Annotated in this window: 15 protein-coding genes and 2 pseudogenes; 6 read left to right on the forward strand and 11 right to left on the reverse strand. The window is 69.3% G+C overall.

The genetic code is table 11. The features are described from left to right. The first annotated feature begins 134 nt into the window (after positions 1–134). Positions 135–1,802, forward strand: coding sequence for a Na+/H+ antiporter (locus ACTJKF_RS22095; protein ID WP_440626103.1), 1,668 nt, complete (start codon positions 135–137; stop codon positions 1,800–1,802). Between the two features lie 94 nt (positions 1,803–1,896). Here ACTJKF_RS22095 and ACTJKF_RS22100 read toward each other — a convergent pair whose 3' ends face one another. Continuing rightward, positions 1,897–5,469 carry an indolepyruvate ferredoxin oxidoreductase family protein gene (locus ACTJKF_RS22100; RefSeq protein WP_440626105.1) on the reverse strand — a complete coding sequence of 1,191 codons (3,573 nt, stop codon included), beginning with the start codon at positions 5,467–5,469 and terminating at the stop codon, positions 1,897–1,899. Between the two features lie 1,925 nt (positions 5,470–7,394). Further along, on the reverse strand, positions 7,395–7,952 hold the full coding sequence (locus ACTJKF_RS22105; protein ID WP_440626106.1) for a sugar O-acetyltransferase: 558 nt from the start codon (positions 7,950–7,952) through the stop codon (positions 7,395–7,397). 437 nt (positions 7,953–8,389) lie between these two features. On the opposite strand from ACTJKF_RS22105, the gene ACTJKF_RS22110 reads away from it, so the two are divergent. Next, on the forward strand, positions 8,390–9,004 hold the full coding sequence (locus ACTJKF_RS22110; RefSeq protein ID WP_440626108.1) for a glutathione S-transferase family protein: 615 nt from the start codon (positions 8,390–8,392) through the stop codon (positions 9,002–9,004). A 107-nt stretch (positions 9,005–9,111) separates the two neighbouring features. On the opposite strand, the gene ACTJKF_RS22115 is transcribed toward ACTJKF_RS22110, so the two are convergent. Together ACTJKF_RS22115 and ACTJKF_RS22120 are read right to left on the reverse strand one after the other, a co-directional pair. After that, positions 9,112–10,077 (reverse strand): ion channel, encoded by a 966-nt coding sequence (locus ACTJKF_RS22115; RefSeq protein ID WP_440626110.1) that lies wholly within the window; start codon positions 10,075–10,077, stop codon positions 9,112–9,114. 168 nt (positions 10,078–10,245) lie between these two features. Continuing rightward, complete coding sequence (locus tag ACTJKF_RS22120; RefSeq protein ID WP_440626112.1) at positions 10,246–11,265, reverse strand: sulfate ABC transporter substrate-binding protein; 1,020 nt, start codon at positions 11,263–11,265, stop codon at positions 10,246–10,248. 452 nt (positions 11,266–11,717) lie between these two features. Here ACTJKF_RS22120 and dapA point away from each other — a divergent pair, with 452 nt between their 5' ends. After that, positions 11,718–12,611 carry a 4-hydroxy-tetrahydrodipicolinate synthase gene (dapA, locus tag ACTJKF_RS22125; RefSeq protein ID WP_440626114.1) on the forward strand — a complete coding sequence of 298 codons (894 nt, stop codon included), beginning with the start codon at positions 11,718–11,720 and terminating at the stop codon, positions 12,609–12,611. On the opposite strand, the pseudogene ACTJKF_RS22130 reads toward dapA, so the two are convergent. The 3 genes and pseudogenes from ACTJKF_RS22130 to ACTJKF_RS22140 all read right to left on the reverse strand — a co-directional run. Then, positions 12,603–12,851 (reverse strand): annotated as a pseudogene (locus ACTJKF_RS22130) (type II toxin-antitoxin system VapC family toxin); the annotation flags it as partial. The gene dapA and the pseudogene ACTJKF_RS22130 overlap by 9 nt on opposite strands. Next, entirely contained in the window at positions 12,851–13,060 is a 210-nt protein-coding gene (locus ACTJKF_RS22135) for a hypothetical protein (protein WP_440626115.1), read from the reverse strand. The pseudogene ACTJKF_RS22130 and the gene ACTJKF_RS22135, both read right to left, overlap by 1 nt. Before the next feature lie 114 nt (positions 13,061–13,174). Continuing rightward, positions 13,175–14,230, reverse strand: a complete 1,056-nt coding sequence (locus ACTJKF_RS22140; protein ID WP_440626117.1) for a LysR substrate-binding domain-containing protein — start codon at positions 14,228–14,230, stop codon at positions 13,175–13,177. A gap of 108 nt (positions 14,231–14,338) precedes the next feature. Between ACTJKF_RS22140 and ACTJKF_RS22145 the strand changes: the two genes are divergently transcribed. After that, on the forward strand, positions 14,339–15,607 hold the full coding sequence (locus ACTJKF_RS22145) for an MFS transporter (RefSeq protein ID WP_440626119.1): 1,269 nt from the start codon (positions 14,339–14,341) through the stop codon (positions 15,605–15,607). An 86-nt stretch (positions 15,608–15,693) separates the two neighbouring features. Here the strand turns inward: ACTJKF_RS22145 and ACTJKF_RS22150 are convergent. From ACTJKF_RS22150 to ACTJKF_RS22165, 4 genes and pseudogenes are all read right to left on the reverse strand, one after another. Next, positions 15,694–15,900 (reverse strand): annotated as a pseudogene (locus ACTJKF_RS22150) (glutathione S-transferase); the annotation flags it as partial. Positions 15,901–15,986: 86 nt separating this feature from the next. After that, positions 15,987–18,212: a xanthine dehydrogenase family protein molybdopterin-binding subunit gene (locus tag ACTJKF_RS22155; protein WP_440626121.1), complete on the reverse strand. Its 2,226-nt coding sequence runs from the start codon at positions 18,210–18,212 to the stop codon at positions 15,987–15,989. Continuing rightward, positions 18,209–19,210, reverse strand: coding sequence for an FAD binding domain-containing protein (locus ACTJKF_RS22160; RefSeq protein WP_440626123.1), 1,002 nt, complete (start codon positions 19,208–19,210; stop codon positions 18,209–18,211). The genes ACTJKF_RS22155 and ACTJKF_RS22160 overlap by 4 nt, the downstream gene beginning before the upstream one ends. 18 nt (positions 19,211–19,228) lie before the next feature. After that, entirely contained in the window at positions 19,229–19,984 is a 756-nt protein-coding gene (locus tag ACTJKF_RS22165) for a 2Fe-2S iron-sulfur cluster-binding protein (protein ID WP_440626125.1), read from the reverse strand. A 585-nt stretch (positions 19,985–20,569) separates the two neighbouring features. Here ACTJKF_RS22165 and ACTJKF_RS22170 point away from each other — a divergent pair. Then, positions 20,570–20,854 carry a hypothetical protein gene (locus ACTJKF_RS22170; protein ID WP_440626126.1) on the forward strand — a complete coding sequence of 95 codons (285 nt, stop codon included), beginning with the start codon at positions 20,570–20,572 and terminating at the stop codon, positions 20,852–20,854. 51 nt (positions 20,855–20,905) lie between these two features. Beyond that, positions 20,906–23,026 (forward strand): phosphocholine-specific phospholipase C, encoded by a 2,121-nt coding sequence (locus ACTJKF_RS22175; RefSeq protein WP_440626128.1) that lies wholly within the window; start codon positions 20,906–20,908, stop codon positions 23,024–23,026. Positions 23,027–23,038 lie beyond the last annotated feature (12 nt).

Genomic DNA, 23,038 nt, shown 5'->3' on the forward strand with positions numbered 1-23,038 from the left:
GCTGCCGCCGCACCAACGTGGCGCAGGCCGGATGCACCGTTTGCGTGCGCGCGCACCGGCGCACGCGAGCGCACCCGTCATGTCGTCACGCTAAACTCCGTACGGTCGTTTCATTCTTCACATTTGCCGTATCGATGGAAATCGTCTTCACAGTCCTGATCCTGCTGCTCACCGTCGCGCTGTCCGGCGCGATCACGCGCATGCTGCCGTTGCGGCTTCCGCTGCCGCTGATGCAGATCGCGTTCGGCGCGATGCTCGCGTGGCCGAAGCTCAATCTGCACGTCACGTTCGATCCCGAAATCTTCATGCTGCTGTTCATTCCGCCACTGCTGTTCGCGGACGGCTGGCGGATTCCGAAACGCGAGCTGTACCTGCAGCGCCGCGCGATCCTGATGCTCGCGTTCGGGCTCGTGTTCATGACGGTACTCGCAGTCGGTTACTTCGCGCACTGGCTGATACCCGAGTTGCCGCTGCCGATCGCGTTCGCCCTCGCGGCGGTGCTGTCGCCGACCGACGCGGTCGCGCTGTCCGGCATCGCCGGCCGGGGGCGGATCCCGCCGCAACTGATGCACATCCTCGAAGGCGAGGCGCTGATGAACGATGCGTCGGGCCTCGTCGCGCTGAAGTTCGCGGTCGCGGCCGCGCTCACCGGCATGTTCTCGCTGCGCGAAGCGTCGGTCACGTTCGTGATCGTCGCCGCCGGCGGGCTCGCGACGGGCGCGATCGTATCGTGGGTGTTCAGCGCGCTGTCGACGCGCTTCCTGAACGCCGAGCAGGAAGGCGATCCGGCCCCCGGCATCGTGATGACGCTGCTCGTGCCGTTCGCCGCCTATCTGTTCGCCGAGCACCTCGACCTGTCGGGCGTGCTCGCGGCCGTGTCGGCCGGGATGATGATGAACTACACGAGCTTCTCGCGCAAAAGCACCGTCGCATCGCGCGTGCGTGCCGAAAGCACGTGGGCGATGATCGAGTTCGTGTTCAACGGCATGGTGTTCCTCATGCTCGGCCTGCAGCTGCCGCACATCATCGGCCGCGCACTCGTCGACGCGCACCACACGAGCGACGCGCTCGTCGGCCGGATGATCTTCAACGTGTGCGCGATGATGCTCGCGCTGTATGCGATCCGCTTCCTGTGGGTCTGGCTGCTGCGCTGGATCGCGAGCCGCCGCGCCGCGCGCCACGGCCTCGCGGGCACCATGGCCGGCATCCGCACGATCGCGGTGATGACGGTCGGCGGCGTGCGCGGCGCGGTCACGCTCGCGGGCGTGCTGTCGATCCCCGTCGCGCTGTCCGACGGCGCGCCGCTGCCCGGGCGCGACACCGCGATCTTCGTCGCGTCGGCGGTGATTCTCGGTTCGCTGATCGTCGCGGTGATCGGCCTGCCGCTGCTGCTGCGCGGCGTGCGCTCGACGCGCAACCCGCTCGCCGACGAGGAGCGCACCGCGCGCGCCGCCGCCGCGCAGGCCGCGATCCGCGCGATCGATTCGTCGCACGACGCGATCTCGGCCGATCTCGACGAATCGGGCGCCGCGCGCTGCGCGGACATCTCCGCGCGCGTGATGGATCAGTACCGCCGCCGCCTCGCCGCGCTCGCCGAGGACGGCCCGACACCGCGCGCGCAAGCGCGGCAGACCGAGACGATGGAGCTGCAGATGCGGATCGCGGCGGTGCGTGCGGAGCGGTCGGTGCTGTACCGGCTGCGCAGCGAGAGCAAGATTTCCGACGAGACGCTGACGAAGCTGATCCGCGAAATCGATCTGTCGGAAACGGCGTTGTCGACGCGCAAGAAGGGCATCGTCTGAGCGCCGCTCACGTGGCACGACAACACGGTCGTGCATAAAAAAACGGCGACGCGCTGGCTGCACGTCGCCGTTTGCGCCTCCGCGCATGTTCGCGTTACTTCGCGACGACGACCGGGATCCCCTTCAGCATCCCCGCGCCCTTCATCTCGTCGAGCGCGTGCTGCACGGCCGCGCTCGTGGCCGCGTCGATGCCGAGTTGCAGCGCAAGCTCACGCTCCGCACGCTTCACGCCTGCCAGGTTGCGCACCTTCACGTGACCGAAGCCGCACACGCGGGCGTGCAGGTCGGCCAGTTGCGCGACCTGCGCCGCGTTGCCGGCCGTCGTCGCGGCGAGCGCGCGCGTGAGCGTCGTCTCGTAATCGTCCGCGAGCGCGCGTTCCATCCGGCGCTCGGCCGTGCGGCCGAACGGATCGAGCCACGTGCCGCGCAGGCCGCGCACCCGTGCGAGCGTGCCGAGCACCGGCCACATCCACTGGCCGAACACCCGCTTCTTCGGTGCGCCGCCGTCGCTGCCGGCCTTCGCGACCGTTGGCGGCGCCAGGTTGAACTTCACACGGTAGTCCTGGCCCGGCACGCCTTCGAACTGTGCTTCGAGCGCCGTGCGGAACGCGCCGTCCGCATACAGCCGCGCGACCTCGTATTCGTCCTTCACCGCGAGCAGCCGGTAGAACGTCGTCGCGACCGCGCGCGTCAGCGCCTCGTCGCCCTTCGCGCGCGCCGCGTTCACCAGCGCACGGTAGCGCTCGACGTAGCGCACGCCGCCGTAGGCAGCGAGGCGCGCCTCGCGATCGGCGATCAGCTCGGCGAGCGTGTCCGGCGCGGCCTGCACCGCCACCGTGTGACGCGCGTTCCACAATGCGTCGAGGCCCGCCGCGTCGCCGGCCGCCATCCGGCCGATCGAGAACGCGAGCTTGTTCATCGGCACCGCGACGTTGTTCAGTTCGATCGCGCGCATCATCGCGGCGAGCGACACCGGCACGAGGCCGAGCTGCCACGCGTAGCCGAGCATCAGGATGTTCGCGCCGATCGAGTCGCCGAGGAATTTCGCGGCAAGCGCCTGCGCATCGCAGCTCGACAGATAGCCGTCGCCGGCCGCGTGACGCATTTTCTCGAGCAACGCATCGGCGTGCAGGCTCGCGTCCGGGTTCTGCACGAACGATGCGTTCGGAATCCGGTGCGTATTGACGACGATCCGCGAGCGCCCGTGGCGCACCGTCTGCAGCGCCTCGGCGCTCGCGCCGACGACCATGTCGCACGCGAGCAGCACGTCGGCCTGCTGCGTGTCGATGCGCACCTGGTTCAGCCACCGGTCGCTCGACGCGATCCGCACGAACGACAGCACCGAGCCGCCCTTCTGCGCGAAGCCCATGAAGTCGAGCACCGACGCGCTCTTGCCTTCGAGGTGCGCGGCCATGCTGATCAGCGCACCGACCGTCACGACGCCCGTGCCGCCGACGCCCGTCACGAGCATGTCGTACGGCGCCGCGTCGAGATGCGTCGCGGGCACCGGCAGCGCGTCGACGCGCACGGCGAGCGCGGCTTCGTCGAACGCGGCGCCGGCCGCCTTCTTCAGCGCCGCGCCTTCGACCGTCACGAAGCTCGGGCAGAAGCCGTTCACGCACGAATAGTCCTTGTTGCACGACGACTGGTCGATGCGGCGCTTGCGGCCGAGCGGCGTCTCGAGCGGCTCGACCGACAGGCAGTTCGACTGCACGCCACAGTCGCCGCAGCCTTCGCAGACCGCGTCGTTGATGAACAGGCGCTTGTCCGGATCGGGGAATTCGCCTTTCTTGCGGCGGCGGCGCTTCTCGGCCGCGCAGGTCTGGTCGTAGATCAGCACGGTGACGCCCGGCGTCTCGCGCAACTCGCGCTGCACCGTGTCGAGTTCGCTGCGGTGATGAAACGTCGTGCCGGTCGGAAACTGTCCGTGATGGCCGTCGTACTTCTCCGGCTCGTCCGACACCACGACGAAGCGCGACACGCCTTCCGCCTCGACCTGCCGCGCGATCTGCGGCACCGAGATGCTGCCGTCGACCGGCTGGCCGCCCGTCATCGCGACCGCGTCGTTGTAGAGAATCTTGTACGTGATGTTCGCCTTCGCGGCGACCGCCTGGCGGATCGCGAGGATGCCGGAGTGGAAGTAGGTGCCGTCGCCGAGGTTCTGGAACACGTGCTTCGTGTTGGTGAACATCGCGTGCGCGGCCCAGTCGACGCCCTCGCCGCCCATCTGGATCAGGCCCGTGGTGTCGCGCTCCATCCACGACGCCATGAAGTGGCAGCCGATGCCGGCCTGCGCGATCGAGCCTTCCGGCACCTTCGTCGACGTGTTGTGCGGGCAGCCCGAGCAGAAGTACGGCGTGCGCTTCACCGCATCCGCTTCGTTCGACAGGATCTGCGGCGCGACGAGATCGACGACGCGCTCGCGACGATCGAGCGCCGGCTTGTGGCGCGCGAGCCATGCGGCGAACACCGGCAGGATCCGCGACGGACGCAGCTCGCCCAGCTCGGACAGCAGGCAGGCGCCCTGCGCATCGTGCTTGCCGAGCACGCGCGGGCGCGCGCCGTCCGCGCGGTTGTACAGGTAGTCCTTGATCTGCTGCTCGATGACGGGGCCCTTCTCCTCGATCACCAGCACTTCGGCGAGCCCGTCGACGAAGGTCTCGATCCGCGTCATCTCGAGCGGATACGACAGGCCGACCTTGTAGATCCGCACGCCGGCCGCGTCGAGATCGTCGACCGTCAGGTCGAGCCGGCGCAGCGCTTCCATCAGGTCGAGGTGCGCCTTGCCGCAGGTGACGATGCCGACGTTCGCGTGCGCGCCCGGTGCGATCCATTTGTCGATGCTGTGGGTGCGCGCGAAATGGCGCACCGCGTCGAGCTTCGCGGCAAGGCGCGCCTCGATCGTGAGGCTCGGCAGGTCGGGCCAGCGGTTGTGCAGGCCGCCCGCCGGCGGCGTGAAGCCCGGCGGCGCCGGCCAGTGCGTCTGCAGCGCGTCGAGATCGACGGTCGAGCCGGATTCGACGGTCTCCGAGATCGCCTTGAAGCCGACCCAGGCGCCCGAGTAGCGCGACAGCGCCCAGCCGTACAGGCCGAACTCGAGCATGTCGGCGATGTTCGACGGATTCACGACCGGCATGTGCCACGCGATCATCGCGAAGTCGCTCTGGTGCGGCATCGACGACGACACGCAGCCGTGGTCGTCGCCCGCCACCACCAGCACGCCGCCGTGCGGCGACGAACCGTACGCGTTGCCGTGCTTCAGCGCGTCGCCGGCACGGTCGACGCCGGGGCCCTTGCCGTACCACATCGCGTACACGCCATCGACGGTGCGCTCCGGGTCGGCCTCGACGCGCTGCGTGCCGAGCACCGCGGTGCCGCCGAGTTCCTCGTTGATCGCGGGCAAAAAGCGCACGCCGCTGCCGTCGAGCAGCTTCTTCGCCTTCCACAGCTGCTGATCGACCATCCCGAGCGGCGAGCCGCGGTAGCCGCTGACGAAGCCGGCCGTGTTCAGGCCCTGCGCGGTGTCGGATGCGCGCTGCATCAGCAGCAGGCGCACCAGCGCCTGCGTGCCGGTCAGGAAGATCCGGCCGCGCGTGGCGGTCAGGTTGTCGGTCAGACGGTAGTCGGACAGGGCGGGCGTGCCGTCGACGGGCAGTCGGGCTGTCATGGGGGGTGTCTCCTGATTGTGCTGTTCTGTTCCTGGCTGCGTGGCAGGGCGTCGGGCGACGTCCGGCCGGCGGCAGCGGGATGACTCTATTTTTTCGCGCGGCGCCGAGAATGTTTTTTCTCATCTTGCTCGGGCGGGGCCGGGGTGAGAAAAACTACGCAGGTTTTGGGGTGGTTTTGAGAGAGTTCTCGCGTGGGGTGGTGGGTGGCTGTTGGCGCGCTTGCTGGAACGGGCAGCCGGGTTGTCCCGGAAAGCCGGGGATCGGCGCAAGGCGGCCCGCAGGCACGGCCGACGACGTTCGCGGCCCGTGCGACAAGGGTTTGAGCGCGAAAGCGGAGCGTCCTCACCCATGGAATGCACAGCGTTCGGATTGGTCGAGCAAGCCGGATGTCCACAATGGCGGGCTGCCTGGCCGATCGTTCGCGCACGCTCACCGTTGGATTGCACAGGGTTTCGAGTGGCGTCGGGGCCGGGATGTCCACACGTCGGCTGGTCCCTGGTCCGGCAGGATTCCGACACTCACCGTTGAAATCCACAGCGCGACGAGTGATTGTCGGCGGGAGATATCCACACCGTCGGCGCCTTGCCCGACCGATGCGGCGTTCGCACTCACCGTTCCGATGCACAGGTTCGTGAGTCGATTCGGCCGCGCGATATCCACACCCCTTCCCGCTGTCACGGCGTTCGGGAGCGCCGGTCAGGCCGTCGGGACAGCGCGGGATAGCCGCTGTTCGTTCGGCGCGCGGCGGGTGCCGGTCTCTCCCGGATAGTCGCTTCCGCAAGCACCCGCACGGCTCTGGAACGCCTCGGTGCGTGCAGCTGCGCAGTCGAGCGAGATCCCGGCACGGGTGTGGATATCGCCACCCGCAGACACTGAAAACCCTGTGAATCTCGAGGGTGAGCACCGGCTCGCGATCGAACGAGGATGCCGATTCGGGTGGGGATAGCTCAATCCGCGACAACTCGGAACGCTGTGGATTTCAATGGTGAGCGACCGTGCGGCGCTCGAGCGACGGCTTCGATTTGGGTGTGGATAGCCCGCCCCACAACCACTCGAGATGCTGTGAAATTCAACGGTGAGCGCCGGCGCATGATCGCTCGACAGCGCCGGTTCGAGTGCGAACAGCGGCGCCCGCAGCCGCGCGGAGAGCCCTGCCTGCGACCCGAACAGCCGCACGGGAGCAGGCCGGCAGCCGATCGCGCAATCGCGCTCACCCTGCAAATGCACAGCCCTTCGAGTCGCTTCGGAAGCCGGATATCCACATCGACGCACACACGCGAACGGAACGCGCACTCGCGAGTGCGGTTAGAATGCGCGACCCTCGCGGTCCCGCCGAAGCTCGATAACCTGCTCACAAGCGGACGCCGGGTTCGATCGGATGCCGGCGCTCACCATCGAAATACACAGCGCTTCGAGTGAATCCGGCGGCAGGATATCCACACTTCGATGCGTGCGTGGATCTATCGCCGATCCGCGCGTGCCGTTAGAATGCGCGACGCTCCGAATCCCGCGGGGTGCCCGCAAACCGTTGCCAGACAAGCCCCTCGCGCCACCGGGCGGCGGCGCTCACCGTTCGAAGGCACAGCATTTTTCGTCGTCGAGGGTCCCGGTTGTCCACACCCTGCCTCGCGCATCCGGCCGCATGCAGTCATCCTCACCGCTGGAATGCACAGCGTATCGAGTCGTTTCGATGGCGGGATATCCACAACCGGCGCTGCGCCGCAGTGCGCTGCGAACGCATCGGCTGCGTCAGTTCACGCATCTGCCCGCGACCCGCGTCGGATGCCGGAAAGCCGCGTGGATTCAGCCCCGTGCCGCGCGCTCACCGCACGGAATCACAGCATTTCGAGTGGCTGCGAGGGCCGGTTGTCCACATTCGTTCCACCGCGCATCGCCGCTTGCCGGCCCACGCTCGCCCGCGCCGTCACTCGGCAATCGACCGGATGATCCGCGCCGGATTTCCGCCGACCAGCGTATCCGGCGGAACGTCCCGCGTGACGACGGAACCCGCGCCGACAACCGAGTTCGCGCCAACCGTCACGCCGCCGATGATCGTGGCGCCCGCGCCGACCCACACGTTGTTCCCGATCGCGATCGGCCGGGCAACGACGGCGTCGCGTCGGCGGGACGGCTCGACCGGATGGCCGGACGTGATGAGACTGACGTTCGGCCCGATCATCACGTCGTCGCCGATGTCCAGGCCACCGAGGTCATAGAACGTGCAGTTCTGGTTGACGAACACGTTGCGGCCGATTCGGGTATCGGCGCCGCCCGTCGCGTAGAACGGCGGGATCAGCAGGAAGCCGTCATCCATCGCGCGGCCGATCAGTTCTCCGAACAATGCTCGGACCTCGTCGGTATCGTCAAACGTCAGACGGTTGAGCCGCGCGGTAATGGCCATCGTCCGCTTGAGTTCGGCGCGCATCGCTGCCGATTCCGGCGTGCGTCGGGAAATGATCGTGGTGTGATCGTCGTTCGCCATTCGTTGCTGTTCTCCGTGCGCGATCGAACCGGCCTTCGACGCATGGCGTCACCGCCTGATTCGCCGGAGCCGATCGCATGGCCTTGGATTCACTCATTCGGCGCCCAGCGCAGGGTGCGCCGTTTCCGCGTTTCGCCGTCCATCGACGTCATGTTCCGACGCGCATGCGGCCAGCCGCGACGCTGCCGCAAAAGCCGGCGGAACCGGGTAGCCGTGACGGTTTCAGCGAAATACTCATCGGGCGATTCTCGACTAGTCAATATATAACTAGTTATCCAATGAATTCACGCCGCGCCTGGGTTCGCGCCGGTTTCGCCGTCGCCCTTCTTCGTGCCACGCTCCGCCACTCGCGGCACGCCCTCCTGTCCGAACCTCGCCCGCTCGGGTACGCTTGAGTATCCCCGATACCGACACGCACACCCATACGCGGAGGCGCAATGAAGCTCTACTACTGGCCGAAGACCCGGGCGTTCCGGGCGCTGTGGATGCTGGAGGAAATCGGCGTCGTCTACGAGCTCGTGCCGATCGACCTGCGCTCGCACGAACAGGGCAGCGACGCGTTCGTCCAGGTCAATCCGATGGCGAAGCTGCCCGCGCTCGACGACGGCAGCGAACCGTTCGCCGAATCCGGCGCCGTGCTGCTCTACCTCGCCGACTGCTGCCCGGGCGCCGGGCTCGGCATCGCGCCCGACCATCCGCTGCGCGGCCGCTTCCTGCAGTGGATGTTCTTCACGCCCGCCTGCGTCGAGCCGGCGATGGCCGAGAAATTCACCGGCGCGTCGGGTAATCCGGTCGCCTTCGGCTGGGGCAACATCACGCGCGTGCAGCGTGCGCTCGCGCAAACGCTCGCCCACGGCCGCTGGCTCGTCGGCGACCATTTCACCGCGGCCGACCTGCTGCTCGCCAGCACGCTGAAGATCGCGTTCGACGCGCATCTGCTGCCGCACGAGGGCGTGCTCGGCGACTATGTCGCGCGCGCCGAGGACCGCGACGGCTACCGCCGCGCGGTGGCGGTCGAACAGCGCGAAGCGGCCCGTCTGCTGCATGCGTGACGCGTGAACGGCGCGGCATCCGGTTGCGGCAGCCGTGCCCGCATGCCGGTCGCCGGTCGCCGGTCGCCGGTCGCCGGTCGCCGGTCGCCGGTCGCCGGTCGCCGGAATCATGCAGCCGGCCCGGGTGCCTGTGCGGACCCGGCCCCGACCACCACACCCGGCATACCGCGTTCGTCGGTCTCGGCATCGACCGGTACGATCTCGTGAAAATGCGTGTAGTCGATGTGCGTGACGCCGCCTTCCTCGTGCATCAGGTCGACATAGCGGTGACGCCAGCGGATGTCCGCATGCGCCCATGAGTAGCGCGCCTGCATGACCTGGGCGGTCGTCTCGTCGGAGCCTTCGATCGTGATCAGCAGCGACGCATCGCGGGCGGCGAGCGACTCGGCCGTCTCGCCGAACAGCGGGCTCGACTCGTCGATCACGTGCATCAGGTTCCAGCCGAGCAGGAAAATCGGATGCTCGCTGCGCACGAGCGGCAGATCGTGAATCTTGCGCAGCGTATAGCCTTCGTGCGTGCCCTCGACGCGCATCAGCCGCAGTTTCGCCTGCGCCTCGGCGATCACGTTCTGACGCGCATTCGCGGCGCGCACCATCAGCGTCATCCGGCCGTTCAGCGGGCGCACGATCGCATAGCGCGCGAACAGGATCTTCGCCTGCGGCCGCGAGAACCGCGCGAACACGAGCCCGGTGGCCAGCGCGATGCCCGACATCCCGATGAAGATCTCGAACGTCGCGACGACGTGTGCGTAGACGGTCTGCGGATGCATGTCGCCATAGCCGACGGTGGCGAGCGTCTCGACGCTGAAGAAGAACGCGCCGGCGAACCCGGCCGGCGACTGGTTCGCGATCGGCGCGTGGCCGAGCAGGTAAAGCGTCGCGAAGCCGCCGTTGAGCAGCAGGAACAGCACCGCGAGCGACAGGAAGAACACGGGCCAGCTCACCGTCAGTGCACGGTGATAGAGGTCGCGCCAGCCGATCGGCGGCATTCCGTACGCGATCACGGGGCGGGTGCCCGACCAGATCTTGCGGCCACGGCCGCGGGAGGCTGGGGAGGACGAATCGACGTTCATCGCGGGAGGCCTGAAACAGGAAGGCGATGAGCGTAGCACGCGAACCCGGCGGCCGGGAATGCGCAGCTGGGCGGAGCGGGCCCGCGCCGCCGTACGGCGAAAAAAGCCGGCCGCATCGGCGGCCGGCTGCGCGGTCATGCTGCCTGCGCGCACGGCGAGCGGTCGTGCTTACTTGCGGTCGACGATCACGCGATCGAAGGTGCCGCCGTCGGCGAAGTGGGTCTTCTGCGCATTCGCCCAGCTGCCGAAAACCTGCTCGACGCTGAACGTCTTCAGCGGCTTGAACTCGGCCGCATGTTTCTTCAGCACGTTCGCGTCGCGCGGGCGCAGATGGTGCTGCGCGATGATCTCCTGCGCCTGCGGCGTGTACAGGTAGTCGAGATACGCCTGCGCGACCTTGCGCGTGCCCTTCTTGTCCACGACCTTGTCGACGATGGCAACGGGCGGCTCCGCGAGGATGCTCGCCGACGGGTACACGGCGTCGAATTCCGCGCCCGCTGCGCCCGTGTCCATCAGCGCGACTTCGTTCTCGAACGTGACGAGCACGTCGCCGATGCCGCGCCGCGTGAAGGTCGTCGTCGCGCCGCGGCCGCCCGAGTCCAGCACCGGCACGTTGCGGAAGATCGCCTTCTCGAAATCGAGCGCCTGCTGGTCGGTCGCGCCCTTCTGCTTCTGGTAGCCCCACGCGGCGAGATACGCGTAGCGGCCATTACCCGACGTCTTCGGGTTCGCGATGATCACCTGCACGCCCGGCTTCGCGAGATCGCTCCAGTCCTTGATCGCCTTCGGGTTGCCCTTGCGCACGAGGAACACCATCGTGGTCGAGTACGGCGAGCTGTTGTCGGGGAAGCGCGCGCGCCAGTCCTTCGGCAGCAGCTGGCCGCGCTCGGCGAGCAGGTCGATGTCGTTCGGCTGGTTCATCGTCACGACGTCGGCCTGCAGCCCCTGCAGCACCGACAGCGCCTGCGCGCTCGATGCGCCGTGCGACTGCTTGATCGCCACGGTCTCGCCGGTCTGCTGCTGGTAGGCGGTGGCGAAGCGCGTGTTGATGTCCTTGTACAGCTCGCGCGTCACGTCGTACGACACGTTCAGGATCGACGTGTCGGCGTGCGCGGCCGTCGCCGCCACGACCAGCGCCGCCGCCGTGCCCGTGTACAGCCAGCGGCCGATCCCCTTGATGCTTGCCATCGCGATATGCCCCGTTTCCAGTAGTGGTGAAGATGCGTGACGGCACGCGTGCGCGCTGTCATCGAAACGTAAGCGGGCATTCTAGCGGCCGGGCGCCGCGCGCCTTCCAATCTGTCGTGCAATGCAAATCTCGAATCCTGCTAAACGGCGCGCGCCGCTCGCATGCGCGCCGAATCCGGTGTTAAGATCGCCGCTCAGCCCTTTTCACGGTTCATCCATGTCCGCTGCCCTGCGCTCGTTCCCGATCCTTGCCGCCACCGCGGCAGGTGCGCGCGCGGCCGGGCTGAAACTGAAAAAACGACTCCTCGACTGACGGGGACGTCGCGTCCCGTCAGGCGAATGCCGGACGGGATGCCCGCAGGTCGTTTCATTCTCCTTGCCCGCACGCCTCGCTCCGGCACCCCGCCGGCGGAACGGTTCCTTCCCACTCCGTTTCCACCATGAGGCTTTGCATGCACACACGTTTCGAAGGTATCTGGCTGCCGATCATCACGCCGTTCCACGACGGCGAGGTCGACCACGGCGCGCTCGCGCGACTCGCGCGTCACTATGCGGCGGCGGGCATCGCGGGTTTCGTCGCGGGCGCGACGACCGGTGAAGGCGTGCTGCTCGACGCACGCGAACAGGACACCGTGTTCGCGACGCTGCGCGATGCGGCGCCCGGCCTGCCGATCGTCGTCGGGCTCACCGCGAGCGCAACGCACTTCGCGGCCGCCCGCGCACGCGAACTCGCCGCATTGGGGCCCGACGGGCTGCTCGTCACGCCGCCCGTCTACGTGCGGCCGACGCAGGACGGGATTCGCCGCCACATCGAGGCGATCGTCGCCGCCGCCGACCTGCCGGTGCTCGTCTACAACATCCCGTACCGCACCGGCGTGAACGTCGAACTGGACACGCTGCAGGCGCTCGCGCGCGACCCACGCGTCGCGGGCATCAAGGAGTGCGGCGGCACGCTCGACCGGATGAGCCGGCTCGTGCACGACACACCGCTCGCGATCCTCTCCGGCGACGACAACCAGAACTTCGCCGCGCTGTGCGCCGGCGCGCATGGCACGATCGCGGCCAGCGCGCATGTGCTGCCCGAATGGCATGTGCGAATCCACGCGCTGTTGCGCGACGGCCGGCTCGCTGACGCGCGGCGGCTGTCGGTCGCGCTGCAGCCGCTCGTCGCGACGCTGTTCGCGGAGCCCAACCCGGCGCCGGTGAAGGCGGTGCTGGCCGCGCAGGGGTGGTGCGAGGACGGGTTACGGTTGCCGTTCGTGCCGGCGAGCGAAGGGGTGCGGGAGCGGCTGCGCGCAATGCTCGCCACACTTGGCGAATTCGACCAGGACACCGCCGCGGCATAGGCAGCCATGCATCGCGCTGACCGGCAGTTCGCGGATCCCGCTTGCGCCGATCGAGCGGATCAGCCGGCCCACGTCGATGTCGAGCTTCCCCAGGCCGGCCTTGATGGCGGCCTCCCAGATACTCGCGCTGCTGACGAAACGCCCATCGGCGCCGGAGATCAACCTGCGCGCCCGCACACTGAGCTTCGGATCGTTGGTCACGATCCATAAAAAGATGTGCGTATCGAGCAAAAGTCGCATCAGCGCCCTTCGAATGCGTCCAGCAAGTAGTCCGGCAGCGGCGCGTCGAAGTCGTCCGCGATCCAGGCCTGACCTTGCAGGACGCCAAGGCGAACGGGGGACTTCGCCGACCCGCGTCGTTCGGGCACCGCCCCATTGGCAGGCAGCGAGGCATCGCCCCGCTGCGATGGATCGATCGTGGCGCCGTCAGGCAGGTGTACGTTTTGCATGATGACCTCCGTTTCTGGTGACCATCACTGTAGTCGGGTTCGCCTGCGCACTCCATTCGGCCGATCGGGAGAGGGATGTCGACGCGGAACCTGCGGCCACGGCCGAACGTCTCGTCACGCTGCCAGCGCCGCCGCCTCCCCCCGCGTCGCATCCCGCACCGCCTGCGTGACGATCCGTGCGAGCCGCTCGACCGTCGGCGTCGCCGACGACGTACGCCGCAACAGCATCAGCGGCAGGCTCGGCAGTTCAGGCAGCCCGGACGGCGCGGCGTCGAGCACCCGCACCGACGCGGGCAGCCCGTAGTGCGAGCGCACGGTCAGCCCGAGGCCCGCCGCCGCTGCGGCCCACAGCCCGGCCAGGCTCGGCGTCGTGAACGCGACGCGCCACGGCACGCCGGCGCGGTCGAGCGCATCGGTCGCCGCGCCGAAGAACCGGCACGGCCGGTCGAACACGACGAGCGGCAACGGCTCGCCCGACGCGCGGCGCGCCCGCAAGCCCGCCTCACCGTCGTCGGCCACATCGGCCGCGTCGGCCTGTCCGCCGCCGTCCGGCATACCGAAGCCCACCGCGCCCACCGCGACGATCCACTGCATCGGCACCTGCGCGATCGCGTCGCTGTCGATGCCCGCGCGCGACACCAGCGTTGCCGACGCCGGGTCGCCCCAGACGAGCGCGAGATCGAGCTGGTTCGCGTCGAGCCGCTCGAGCAACTCGGCATTGCGCGCGACCCGCGCCTCGATCCTCACCTTCGGATGCGCACGCGCGAACCGTCCGAGCACGTCGGGCAGGATCGCTTCGCCGAAATCCTCCTGCAGGCCGATCCGCACCCAGCCGTCGAGATTCACGCCGCGCACGGCGGCGGCCGCTTCGTCGTTCAGCGCGATCATCCGCCGCGCGTAGCGCAGCATCGCATCGCCGGCGTCGGTCAGCGCGAGCCCGCGCCCGGCCTTCACGAACAGCGGCGTGCCGGCCTGCTCCTCGAGCTTGCGGATCTGCGCGCTCACCGCCGACGACGAACGCGCGACACGATCGGCGGCCTTCGCGAAGCTGCCGAGATCGACGCCGGCAACCAGGCTGCGCAACGCCGCGACGTCGAAGTTCGGCCGGGCCAGCGCGGCGTCGGGCGCCGCGAGCGTCGCCGCGCCGCAGGCATTGTCTTGTCCGGACATCTCAACCATCCCGTTTTATCGAACGATTAATAAAGAACTTTCCGATTTTCAGGATTAATGTAGGTCGCCACACTGGCGGTGTCAATTTCCGAACGAGCCCTGGTCGCCATGGAACCCTCCTGCCTCGCCTCTCCGTCCTCACCGGTGCGCGACGCGCGCGGCCCGGCCCACCGCTGGCGCGTGCTCGCGGCCGGCGTCGCCGCGAACATGAGCTTTTCCGCCGCCGCGGCCGGCATTCCGACCACTGCCGTGTGGATGCGCTCGGCCTATCACCTCGACAACGGCGCGCTCGGCCTCGTGCTCGGCGCGCTCGGCTTCGGCGTCGCGCTGTCCGAGTTGCCGTGGGGAATCGCCGCCGACCGGTTCGGCGATCGGCGCGTGCTGCTCACCGGCCTCGTCGCGACGGCCGCGATGCTCGCGCTGATGGTGGTGACGCTCGTCCCGAGCACGCACGCGGTGCCGCCGCTGATACGCGTCGTCGCGGCGATGTGCTGCGTCGGCCTGCTCGGCGGCAGCGTGAACGGCTCGAGCGGACGCGCGGTGATGCGCTGGTTCGGCGAGCGCGAACGCGGGCTTGCAATGAGCATCCGCCAGACGGCCGTGCCGCTTGGCGGCGGCGTCGGTGCGGCGCTGCTGCCGTCGCTCGCGTCGCATGCGGGCTTCGCCGCGGTGTATGGCGCACTGATGCTGCTGTGTGCGGGATCGGCCGCGTTGACGTGGCGCTGGCTGCACGAACCGCCCGATGCGCCAGCCGCCGCACCCCGCGCCGCGAGCCGCCCCGTCGCGCCGCAACCGCCGGCCGCGCACGCACACAGCCCGCTTGCGAGCGGCCGCGTGTGGCGCATCGTGCTCGGCATCGGCGCGCTGTGTGCGCCGCAGTTCGCGGTGCTCACGTTCGCGACCGTGTTCCTGCACGATTTCGGCCGGCTCGGCCTCGCCGGCATCAGCGCGGCGATGGTCGCGCTGCAACTCGGTGCAATGGTGATGCGCGTGTGGAGCGGCCGTCATACCGACCGGCACGGCAACCGGCGGGCTTACCTGCGCGGGTCGGTCTGCGTCGCGGCCGGATCGTTCGCGCTGCTCGCGGCCGCGACCGCCGGCAGCCCGCACGTGCCACTCGCCGCGATCGTCGCGATTCTCGTGTTCGCCGGCATCTGCGTATCGGCCTGGCACGGTGTCGCCTACACCGAACTCGCGACGCTCGCGGGCGCGAATCACGCAGGCACCGCGCTCGGGATGGCGAACACGATCGTCTATCTCGGGCTGTTCGCGACGCCGCTCGCGATTCCGCCGCTGCTTGCCGTCAGCTCGTGGAGCGTGGTGTGGCTCGCGGCCGCGCTGATCGCAGGCGCGACCTACCCGCTGTTTGCGCGATAGCGATCGCCATTGAGCGGCACCCGTGGACGCCCCCGCACATGCAGCCCATCCCGCACATGCCGCGACGTCCGCGCGCCGTCAAGCCGTCAAGCCGCCTCGCGTGCCAGCGCGCGCCGCGCGGCCGGTCGCTCGGCTTCGCGCTGCGCATGCGCGCTCCACGCCGGATACCGCGTCATGTCGAGCCCGATCGCGACGCCCCAGCGATACAGCACCAGCAGGAACGGATCGACGATCGAATGACCGCCCGGCTCGGCCCACGTGCGTCCGTCGGCGAGCGCGGCGTCGACATCCGCACGAAACCGCCATTCGCACGTGGCTCGACTGGCTGCGCAGCGAAGTGCGCCGCCGGACGCCGCGACGCTGACGCTGACACCGACACTCACGCGCGCATCGGCGTCGCGACCTTGTCGAGCGTGATCGGCAGATCGCGCACGCGCACGCCCGTCGCGTGATAGACGGCGTTGGCAATCGCGGCCGGCACGCCGGTGATCCCGATCTCGCCGATACCGCGAATGCCCAGCGGATTGAAACGCGTGTCGCGCTCGTCGACGAAACTCACGTCCAGATCGCCGATATCCGCGTTCACGGGCACGTGATATTCAGCAAGGTTCGCATTCGTGAAGCGGCCGTGCCGCACGTCGAGATACGAACCTTCCTCGAGTGCGGTGCCCAGCCCCCAGACCATCCCGCCGATCAACTGGCTGCGCGCGGTCTTCGCGTTCAGCAGGCCGCCGACGCTGTACACGCCGACGATGCGCGCCACACGAATCGTGCCGAGTTCGGCGTCGACGTGCACTTCCGCAAACACCGCGCCGAACGAATGGGACGCATAGCGCGACTTCTCGTCGCCCGGTTTCGTCGTCGCCTGCGCGTCGATCGGATGGCCGCCCGCGCGCGCGATCACGGCGGCGGCCGGATCGCGCCGCGTCGGCTCGCCGCGGTGCACGACCCAGCCGTTATCGACCGTCACGTCGTCCACGGCAGCGCCGTGCAGCGGCGACCCCGGATCGGCGATCGCGAGCGCGATCAGCATCGCACGCGCCTTCTGTGCCGCGTCGCGCACGGCGGGCGCGACGCTCGCCGCCGATTGCGAGCCGCCCGATACCGGCGCGCGCGGCAGGCTCGAATCGCCGAGCGCGAAGCGCACGTGTTCCGGCGCGAAGCCGAGCGCGTCGGCGGCGACCTGCGTCATCACGGTGTAGGTTCCCGTGCCGATGTCCTGCGTGCCCGACGCGACTTCGGCCGTGCCGTCGGGAAGAATGCGCGCGCGCGCCGATGCCTCGCTGCGATTCGCGGGATACGTCGCGGCGGCCATCCCGAGGCCGATCAGCGTGTCGCCGTCGCGCATCGTGCGCGGCGCGCCGGTACGCCGCGACCAGCCGAAGCGCCGCGCGCCGACCTGATAGCACTCGCGGAGCTTGTTGCTCGACCATGGCTTGCCGTCCTGCGGATCGACCTCCGCGTAATTCGCGAGCCGCAGCGCGACCGGATCCATGCCGAGCCGCCAGGCGAGCTCGTCCATCGCCGATTCCAGCGCGAACGACCCGGACGCCTCGCCGGGCGCACGCATGAACGTCGGCGTGCCGACGTTCAGCGACACGATGCGGTGCGTGGTTGCATGGTTCGGCACCGCATACATGATGCGCGACGGCATCCCGCACATCTCCATCCAGTCCTCGAACGTCGACGTGGTGGCGATCGTGTCATGGCGCATCGCCGTCAGCGTGCCGTCGTGACGTGCGGCCAGTACGACGCGCTGCTCGGTGAGCGGCCGGCCGCCGACGGGGCCGAACATCTGCGGCCGCGTCAGCGCAAGCCGGACCGGGCGCCCCACCTGCTTCGCAGCCATCGCGCACAAGGACACATGCGACCACGACGAGCCCTTGCAGCCGAATCCGCCGCCGAGGAACGGCGAGATCACGCGCACCTGTTCCGGCGCGATGCCGAAGACCGCGGCCACGGCCGTGCTCGCACCCGACACGCCCTGCGTCGCATCGTGCAACGTGAGCGTCGGGCCATCCCAGTGCGCCATCGTCGCGTGCGGCTCGATCGGGTTGTGGTGCTGCATCGGCGTCGTGTAGGTTGCGTCGATGCGCACCGCGCCTTCGCGCAGGCCGGCATCGACGTCGCCGCGCCGCGTATCCATCGCGCGCCCCTGCTGCTTCGGCGGCACGCGCGCGCGGCGCTTCGCGTGCGCAAAATCGAGCGCGGCATCGCTCGTGCGATAGCGCACCTGCACCGCATTCGCGGCATCGGTCGCCTGCTCGAGCGTGTCGGCAACGACGACCGCGACGGGCTCGTTGCTGTAGCGCACCGTGTCGTCCTGCAATAGCGTGAGGTGGCGCCCGGCCGGCGGCGACAGCGGCGGGCGGCCGCCGTTCGGCAGCCGCAGCGCGTTCTCGTGCGTGATCACGAGCAGCACGCCGGGCATCGCGCGTGCGTGCGCCGTGTCGATCGACTCGATGCGCCCCGACGCGATCGTGCTCGTCACGAGCACCGCATGCGCGAGTCGCGCATCGACGAATTCGGCCGCGTAGCGCGCGCCGCCCGTCACCTTGAGTTCGCCGTCGACGCGGTCGAGCGGCTGTCCGGTCAACGGGTTCATGCGGCACCTCCCGTCGCGGCGGCAGCCGTCCTGACCGCACGGACGATCGCGCGCTGAGCGAGGGCGACCTTGAAGCGGTTGCCGTCCAGCGGCCGCGCATCCTGCAGCGCGAGCGCGGCCGCCTCGCGCAGCGTCGCGTCGGTCGGCATGCGGCCCGCGAGATGCGCTTCCGCGACGGTCGCACGCAATGGCTTGTGCGCGACGCCGCCGAGCGCGATCCGTGCGTCGGCAACACGCGGGCCGTCCATCCGCAACGCGGCGGCGACCGACACCAGCGCAAACGCGTAGCTCGCGCGATCCCGCACTTTCAGATAGTGCGCGTGGTCCGCGAAGCGCGGCGGCGGCAAGTCCACCGCGGTGATCAGCTCGCCCGCCTCGAGTGTCGTGTCGAGATCGGGCCGATCGCCCGGCAATCGATGAAACGACGCGAACGGAATCTGCCGTGCGCCGCGCGGGCCGCTCACCTGGACGACGGCGTCGAGCGCCGCGAGCGCGACGCTCATGTCCGACGGGTTCACCGCCACGCACTGCGGGCTTGCGCCGAGAATCGCGTGCATCCGGTTATGACCGCCGATCGCCGCGCAGCCGCTGCCCGGCTCGCGCTTGTTGCATTGTGCAAACGCGGGATCGTAGAAATAAGGGCAGCGCGTGCGCTGCATCAGGTTGCCGCCGACGGTCGCCATGTTGCGCAGTTGCGCCGACGCGCCGGCGAGCAGCGCCTGCGACAGCAGCGGATAGTCGGCGCGCACGCGCGGATGATCGGCCGCATCGCTGTTGCGCACGAGCGCACCGATGCGCAGCCCGCCGCCGGGCAGCGCATCGACCGCATCGAGCCCCGCGATGCGCGTGATGTCGACGAGCGCGACGGGCCGCGCGACGCCGCCCTTCATCAGGTCCAGCAGGTTCGTGCCGCCGCCGATGAATGCCGCGCCCGGCCGCTGCGCTGCCCGCACGGCACCGGCGACGTCGGTCGCACGTTCATAGGAGATCGCTTCCATGGCGGTGCCCTCCCGCACCTAGGTGTTGGCCGCATGCGCGGCGCGCACGGCGGCGACGATGTTCGGGTACGCACCGCAGCGACACAGGTTGCCGCTCATGCGTTCGCGGATCTCGTCGTCCGACAGTTGCGCGGGACGGCGCCGCACGTCGTCGGTGGCCGCGCTCGCCGCGCCCGCCGAGAACTCGTCGAGCAGCGCGGTCGCGGAGCAGAGCTGGCCGGACGTGCAGTAGCCGCACTGGAACGCGTCGTATTCGACGAACGCACGTTGCACCGGGCTCAACACGCCACCGCGCGCCAGCCCTTCGACGGTCGTGATCCGCTCGCCTTCGTGCATCACCGCGAGCGTCAGGCACGCGTTGATGCGCCGCCCGTCGACGAGCACCGTGCATGCGCCGCACTGCCCGCGATCGCAGCCCTTCTTCGTGCCGGTGAGCCCTGCGTATTCGCGCAATGCATCGAGCAGCGTGACGCGCGGTTCGAGCTGCAGCGTGTAGGCGCGCCCGTTGATGTCGAGATGAACCGGCTGCGCCGGCACCGTGTCGCGGTGCGGGGCGGCGGATGGCGATGCCGCGCGCGGCGGCTGCGGATGAACGGGCGATGCGGCGCCGACCGTGGCGGCCGCCGCGGCGGATTGCAGGAAGCGGCGCCGCGCGGCACTGGACGGCGTATCGTGCGGCAACGGCAGCGCCGCGGACTGGCCGGGCCCGGGCGGCGTCGGAGTGGCACCGCGCGCGGGCTCGGCAGACGGAAAGGCGGATCGATCGCGGGACATGGCTTCTGCTCGCTCCAGGGTTGATGGATGCCGATGGGGAGATGCCGCCCGTGCCCGAACGACCGCGCGGGACGGCACGCACATCGGCGCAGAAGAGCAATTCCGGTGCCGCGGCCGGGCGCGGGTCGTGCCCCCGCGCGAGGCACGTATCGGTACGGGGCGCGAACGCGTGACCGACCTGCCGCGCCGGCTTTCATGGCGCGCGCATGGCGCCACGCTGACGCGCGGCTGGCCGTGCGCTGGCGAAGCGGCAAAAACGACCGTCGGTCGGCATGGCCCGCGGTACATCACCCCGCAATTGCCGAGCGCATTCGCCGTGCCGCGCACCGCGCACGCATCGCGATGCCCCGGGCCGCCGCGTTGCACGCGCATGCCGATGCGTGCGCGATCTGCATCCGCTGGAAAAATCTGCCGTGCGGGGATGAGGCCGTCCGCGAAAGCATTCGTTCAGCTTCGCGAAAGCCGCTCGCGATCACGCGCCGGTCGCAAACCGGTCGCAAACCGGTCGCAAACGATTCACCGAATCGTCGCATCGCATCGGCATACTCGGAAACGTTTCCCGATCCGCCCGCCAGGAGAGAAGTCATGCGTCGCATTGCCCTCGTCGTCGTTCTGTGTGCCGCCATCTTCGCCGCCGCGTGCAGCGACGACGCGCCGCACGACACGCACGCGGCCGATGCGTCGCAGCAGGCCGGCGCATCGTCCGGCGCCGCGAGCGCATTCAACCGCGACGCCGGCGCGAGCGCCGCCGCGTCCGATGCCGCGCCGCTCGCGCCGCCCGTCGTCCACTACCCGCCCGATGACGACGACGATGCCAAGCCCGCGACGAATGCGGGCGCGTCCGACGTCGCTGCTTCGTCGCCGCATTGATCCCGCCGTTCCCGTCCCCTTCTCCCGATCGCAGAACCGAGGTGAAATAGCATGACGTCATCCAGCCGCCGCCGTTTCCTGCATACCGTCGCACAATCCGCGGGTGTGGCCGTCGCGCTCAACGCGTTCCCCGAATCGATCCGCCGCGCGCTCGCGATTCCGGCCGCGCGCGGCACCGGCACGATCCGCGATGTCCAGCACATCGTCGTGTTCATGCAGGAGAACCGCTCGTTCGACCATTACTTCGGACACCTGCGCGGCGTGCGCGGCTACAACGACCGCTTCCCGATCCCGCTGCCGAACGGCAAGCCGGTGTGGTACCAGCCGTCGAAGGAGGACCCGGCGAAGCCGGTGCTGCCGTTCCGGCTCGACACGAAGACGACCAGCGCGCAGTGCCTCGGCGCGCTCGACCACTCGTGGGCGAAGACCCACGCGGCGATCGACGGCGGGCGCTACGACCAGTGGCCCGCGAACAAGACCGACATGACGATGGGCTATCACGTGCGCGAGGACATCCCGTTCCACTACGCGCTCGCCGATGCGTTCACCGTGTGCGACAACTACTTCTGCTCGCTGCCGGGCCCGACGCATCCGAATCGCGCGTACCTGATGACGGGCACGGTCGACCCGACCGGCAAGTTCGGCGGCCCGCTGCTCGACAACGCCGACTACGTCGACGGCGACCTGCCGCCCGCGTACCAGCTGCTGTCGTGGACGACCTTCCCCGAACGGCTCGAGGCGCGCGGCGTGTCGTGGCAGATCTACCAGCAGGGGCTCACGTGGGCCGACCCGTACAACGGCAACTACGGCACGAACATCCTGCAGAACTTCACGAACTTCATCAACGCGAAGCCGGGCTCGCCGCTGTACCAGCGCGCGCAGACGGTGCGCACGCTCGACAACCTGAAGGACGACGTGATCAACGACCGGCTGCCGCAGGTATCGTGGCTGCTGCCGCCCGCCGCGTTCTCCGAACACCCGAAATACACGCCGGCGTACGGCGCGAACTACACGTCGCAGATCCTCGACGCGCTCACGGCGAACCCGGACGTGTGGGCGAAGACCGTGCTGTTCATCATGTACGACGAAAACGACGGCTTCTTCGATCACGTCGTGCCGCCGCAGCCGCCGACCTCCGCCGCGCAGGGCGTATCGACCGTGACGACCGACGGCGAGCTGCACACGGTCGTGAACCCCGGCCGCGGCGGCAGCTATACGGCCGACGGGCTGCCTTACGGCCTCGGGCCGCGCGTGCCGATGACGGTCGTGTCGCCGTGGTCGAAGGGCGGGTTCGTGTGCTCGCAGGTGTTCGACCACACGTCGGTGATCCGCTTCATCGGCGAGCGCTTCGGCGTCGACGAGCCGAACATCACGCCGTGGCGCCGGACCGTCTGCGGCGACCTCACCGCCGCGTTCGACTTCCGCTCGACCGACGTGTCGTTCCCGTCGCTGCCCGACACGAGCCAGTACCGCACGATCGCCGACCAGCAATGCACGTCGCAACCCGCGCCGACCGTGCCCGCGACGCCGTCGCCGATCGACCCGCAGGAACCCGGCGTGCGGCCCGCCCGCGCGCTGCCGTACGAACTGCACGTGAACGCGAGCCTCCACGGCGGCAACACGCTGCGCATCGAATTCGCGAACCGCGGCAACCAGGGCGCGCACTTCCAGGTGTACGCGACGAACCGCACCGACGGCCCGTGGCGCTATACGATCGGCGCGCGTCGCGTGCTGCATGCGGATTTCGACCTGGCGGAAACGAACGGCGCGTATGCGTTCTCGGTGTACGGGCCGAACGGCTTCGTGCGGATGTTCGCGGGCAACGTGTCGGCCGCGACCGCGCGCCGCCGCAACCACGCGCAGCCCGAAGTGAAGGCCGGCTACGACATCGCGAACGGGAACCTGTACCTGAAGCTGCGCAATCCGGGCACGGGCCACGTCACGCTGACGCTGACCGACAACGCGTACGGTGCGCCCGCGCGCCAGGTGACCCTGCACGGCGGCGGCGAGCAGGTCGAGCAATGGGCGCTCGCGTCGAGCCACCACTGGTATGACGTGACGGTCAGCGACGGCGCGAACGGCACGTTCTCGCGCCGCTTCGCGGGTCACGTCGAGAACGGCCGACCGAGCTACTCGGATCCGGCCGCGGTGCAACCCGTCTCCGCATCGTAAGCACGGCGGCAC

Source organism: Burkholderia sp. 22313 (assembly GCF_052045245.1).
GTDB lineage: Bacteria > Pseudomonadota > Gammaproteobacteria > Burkholderiales > Burkholderiaceae > Burkholderia.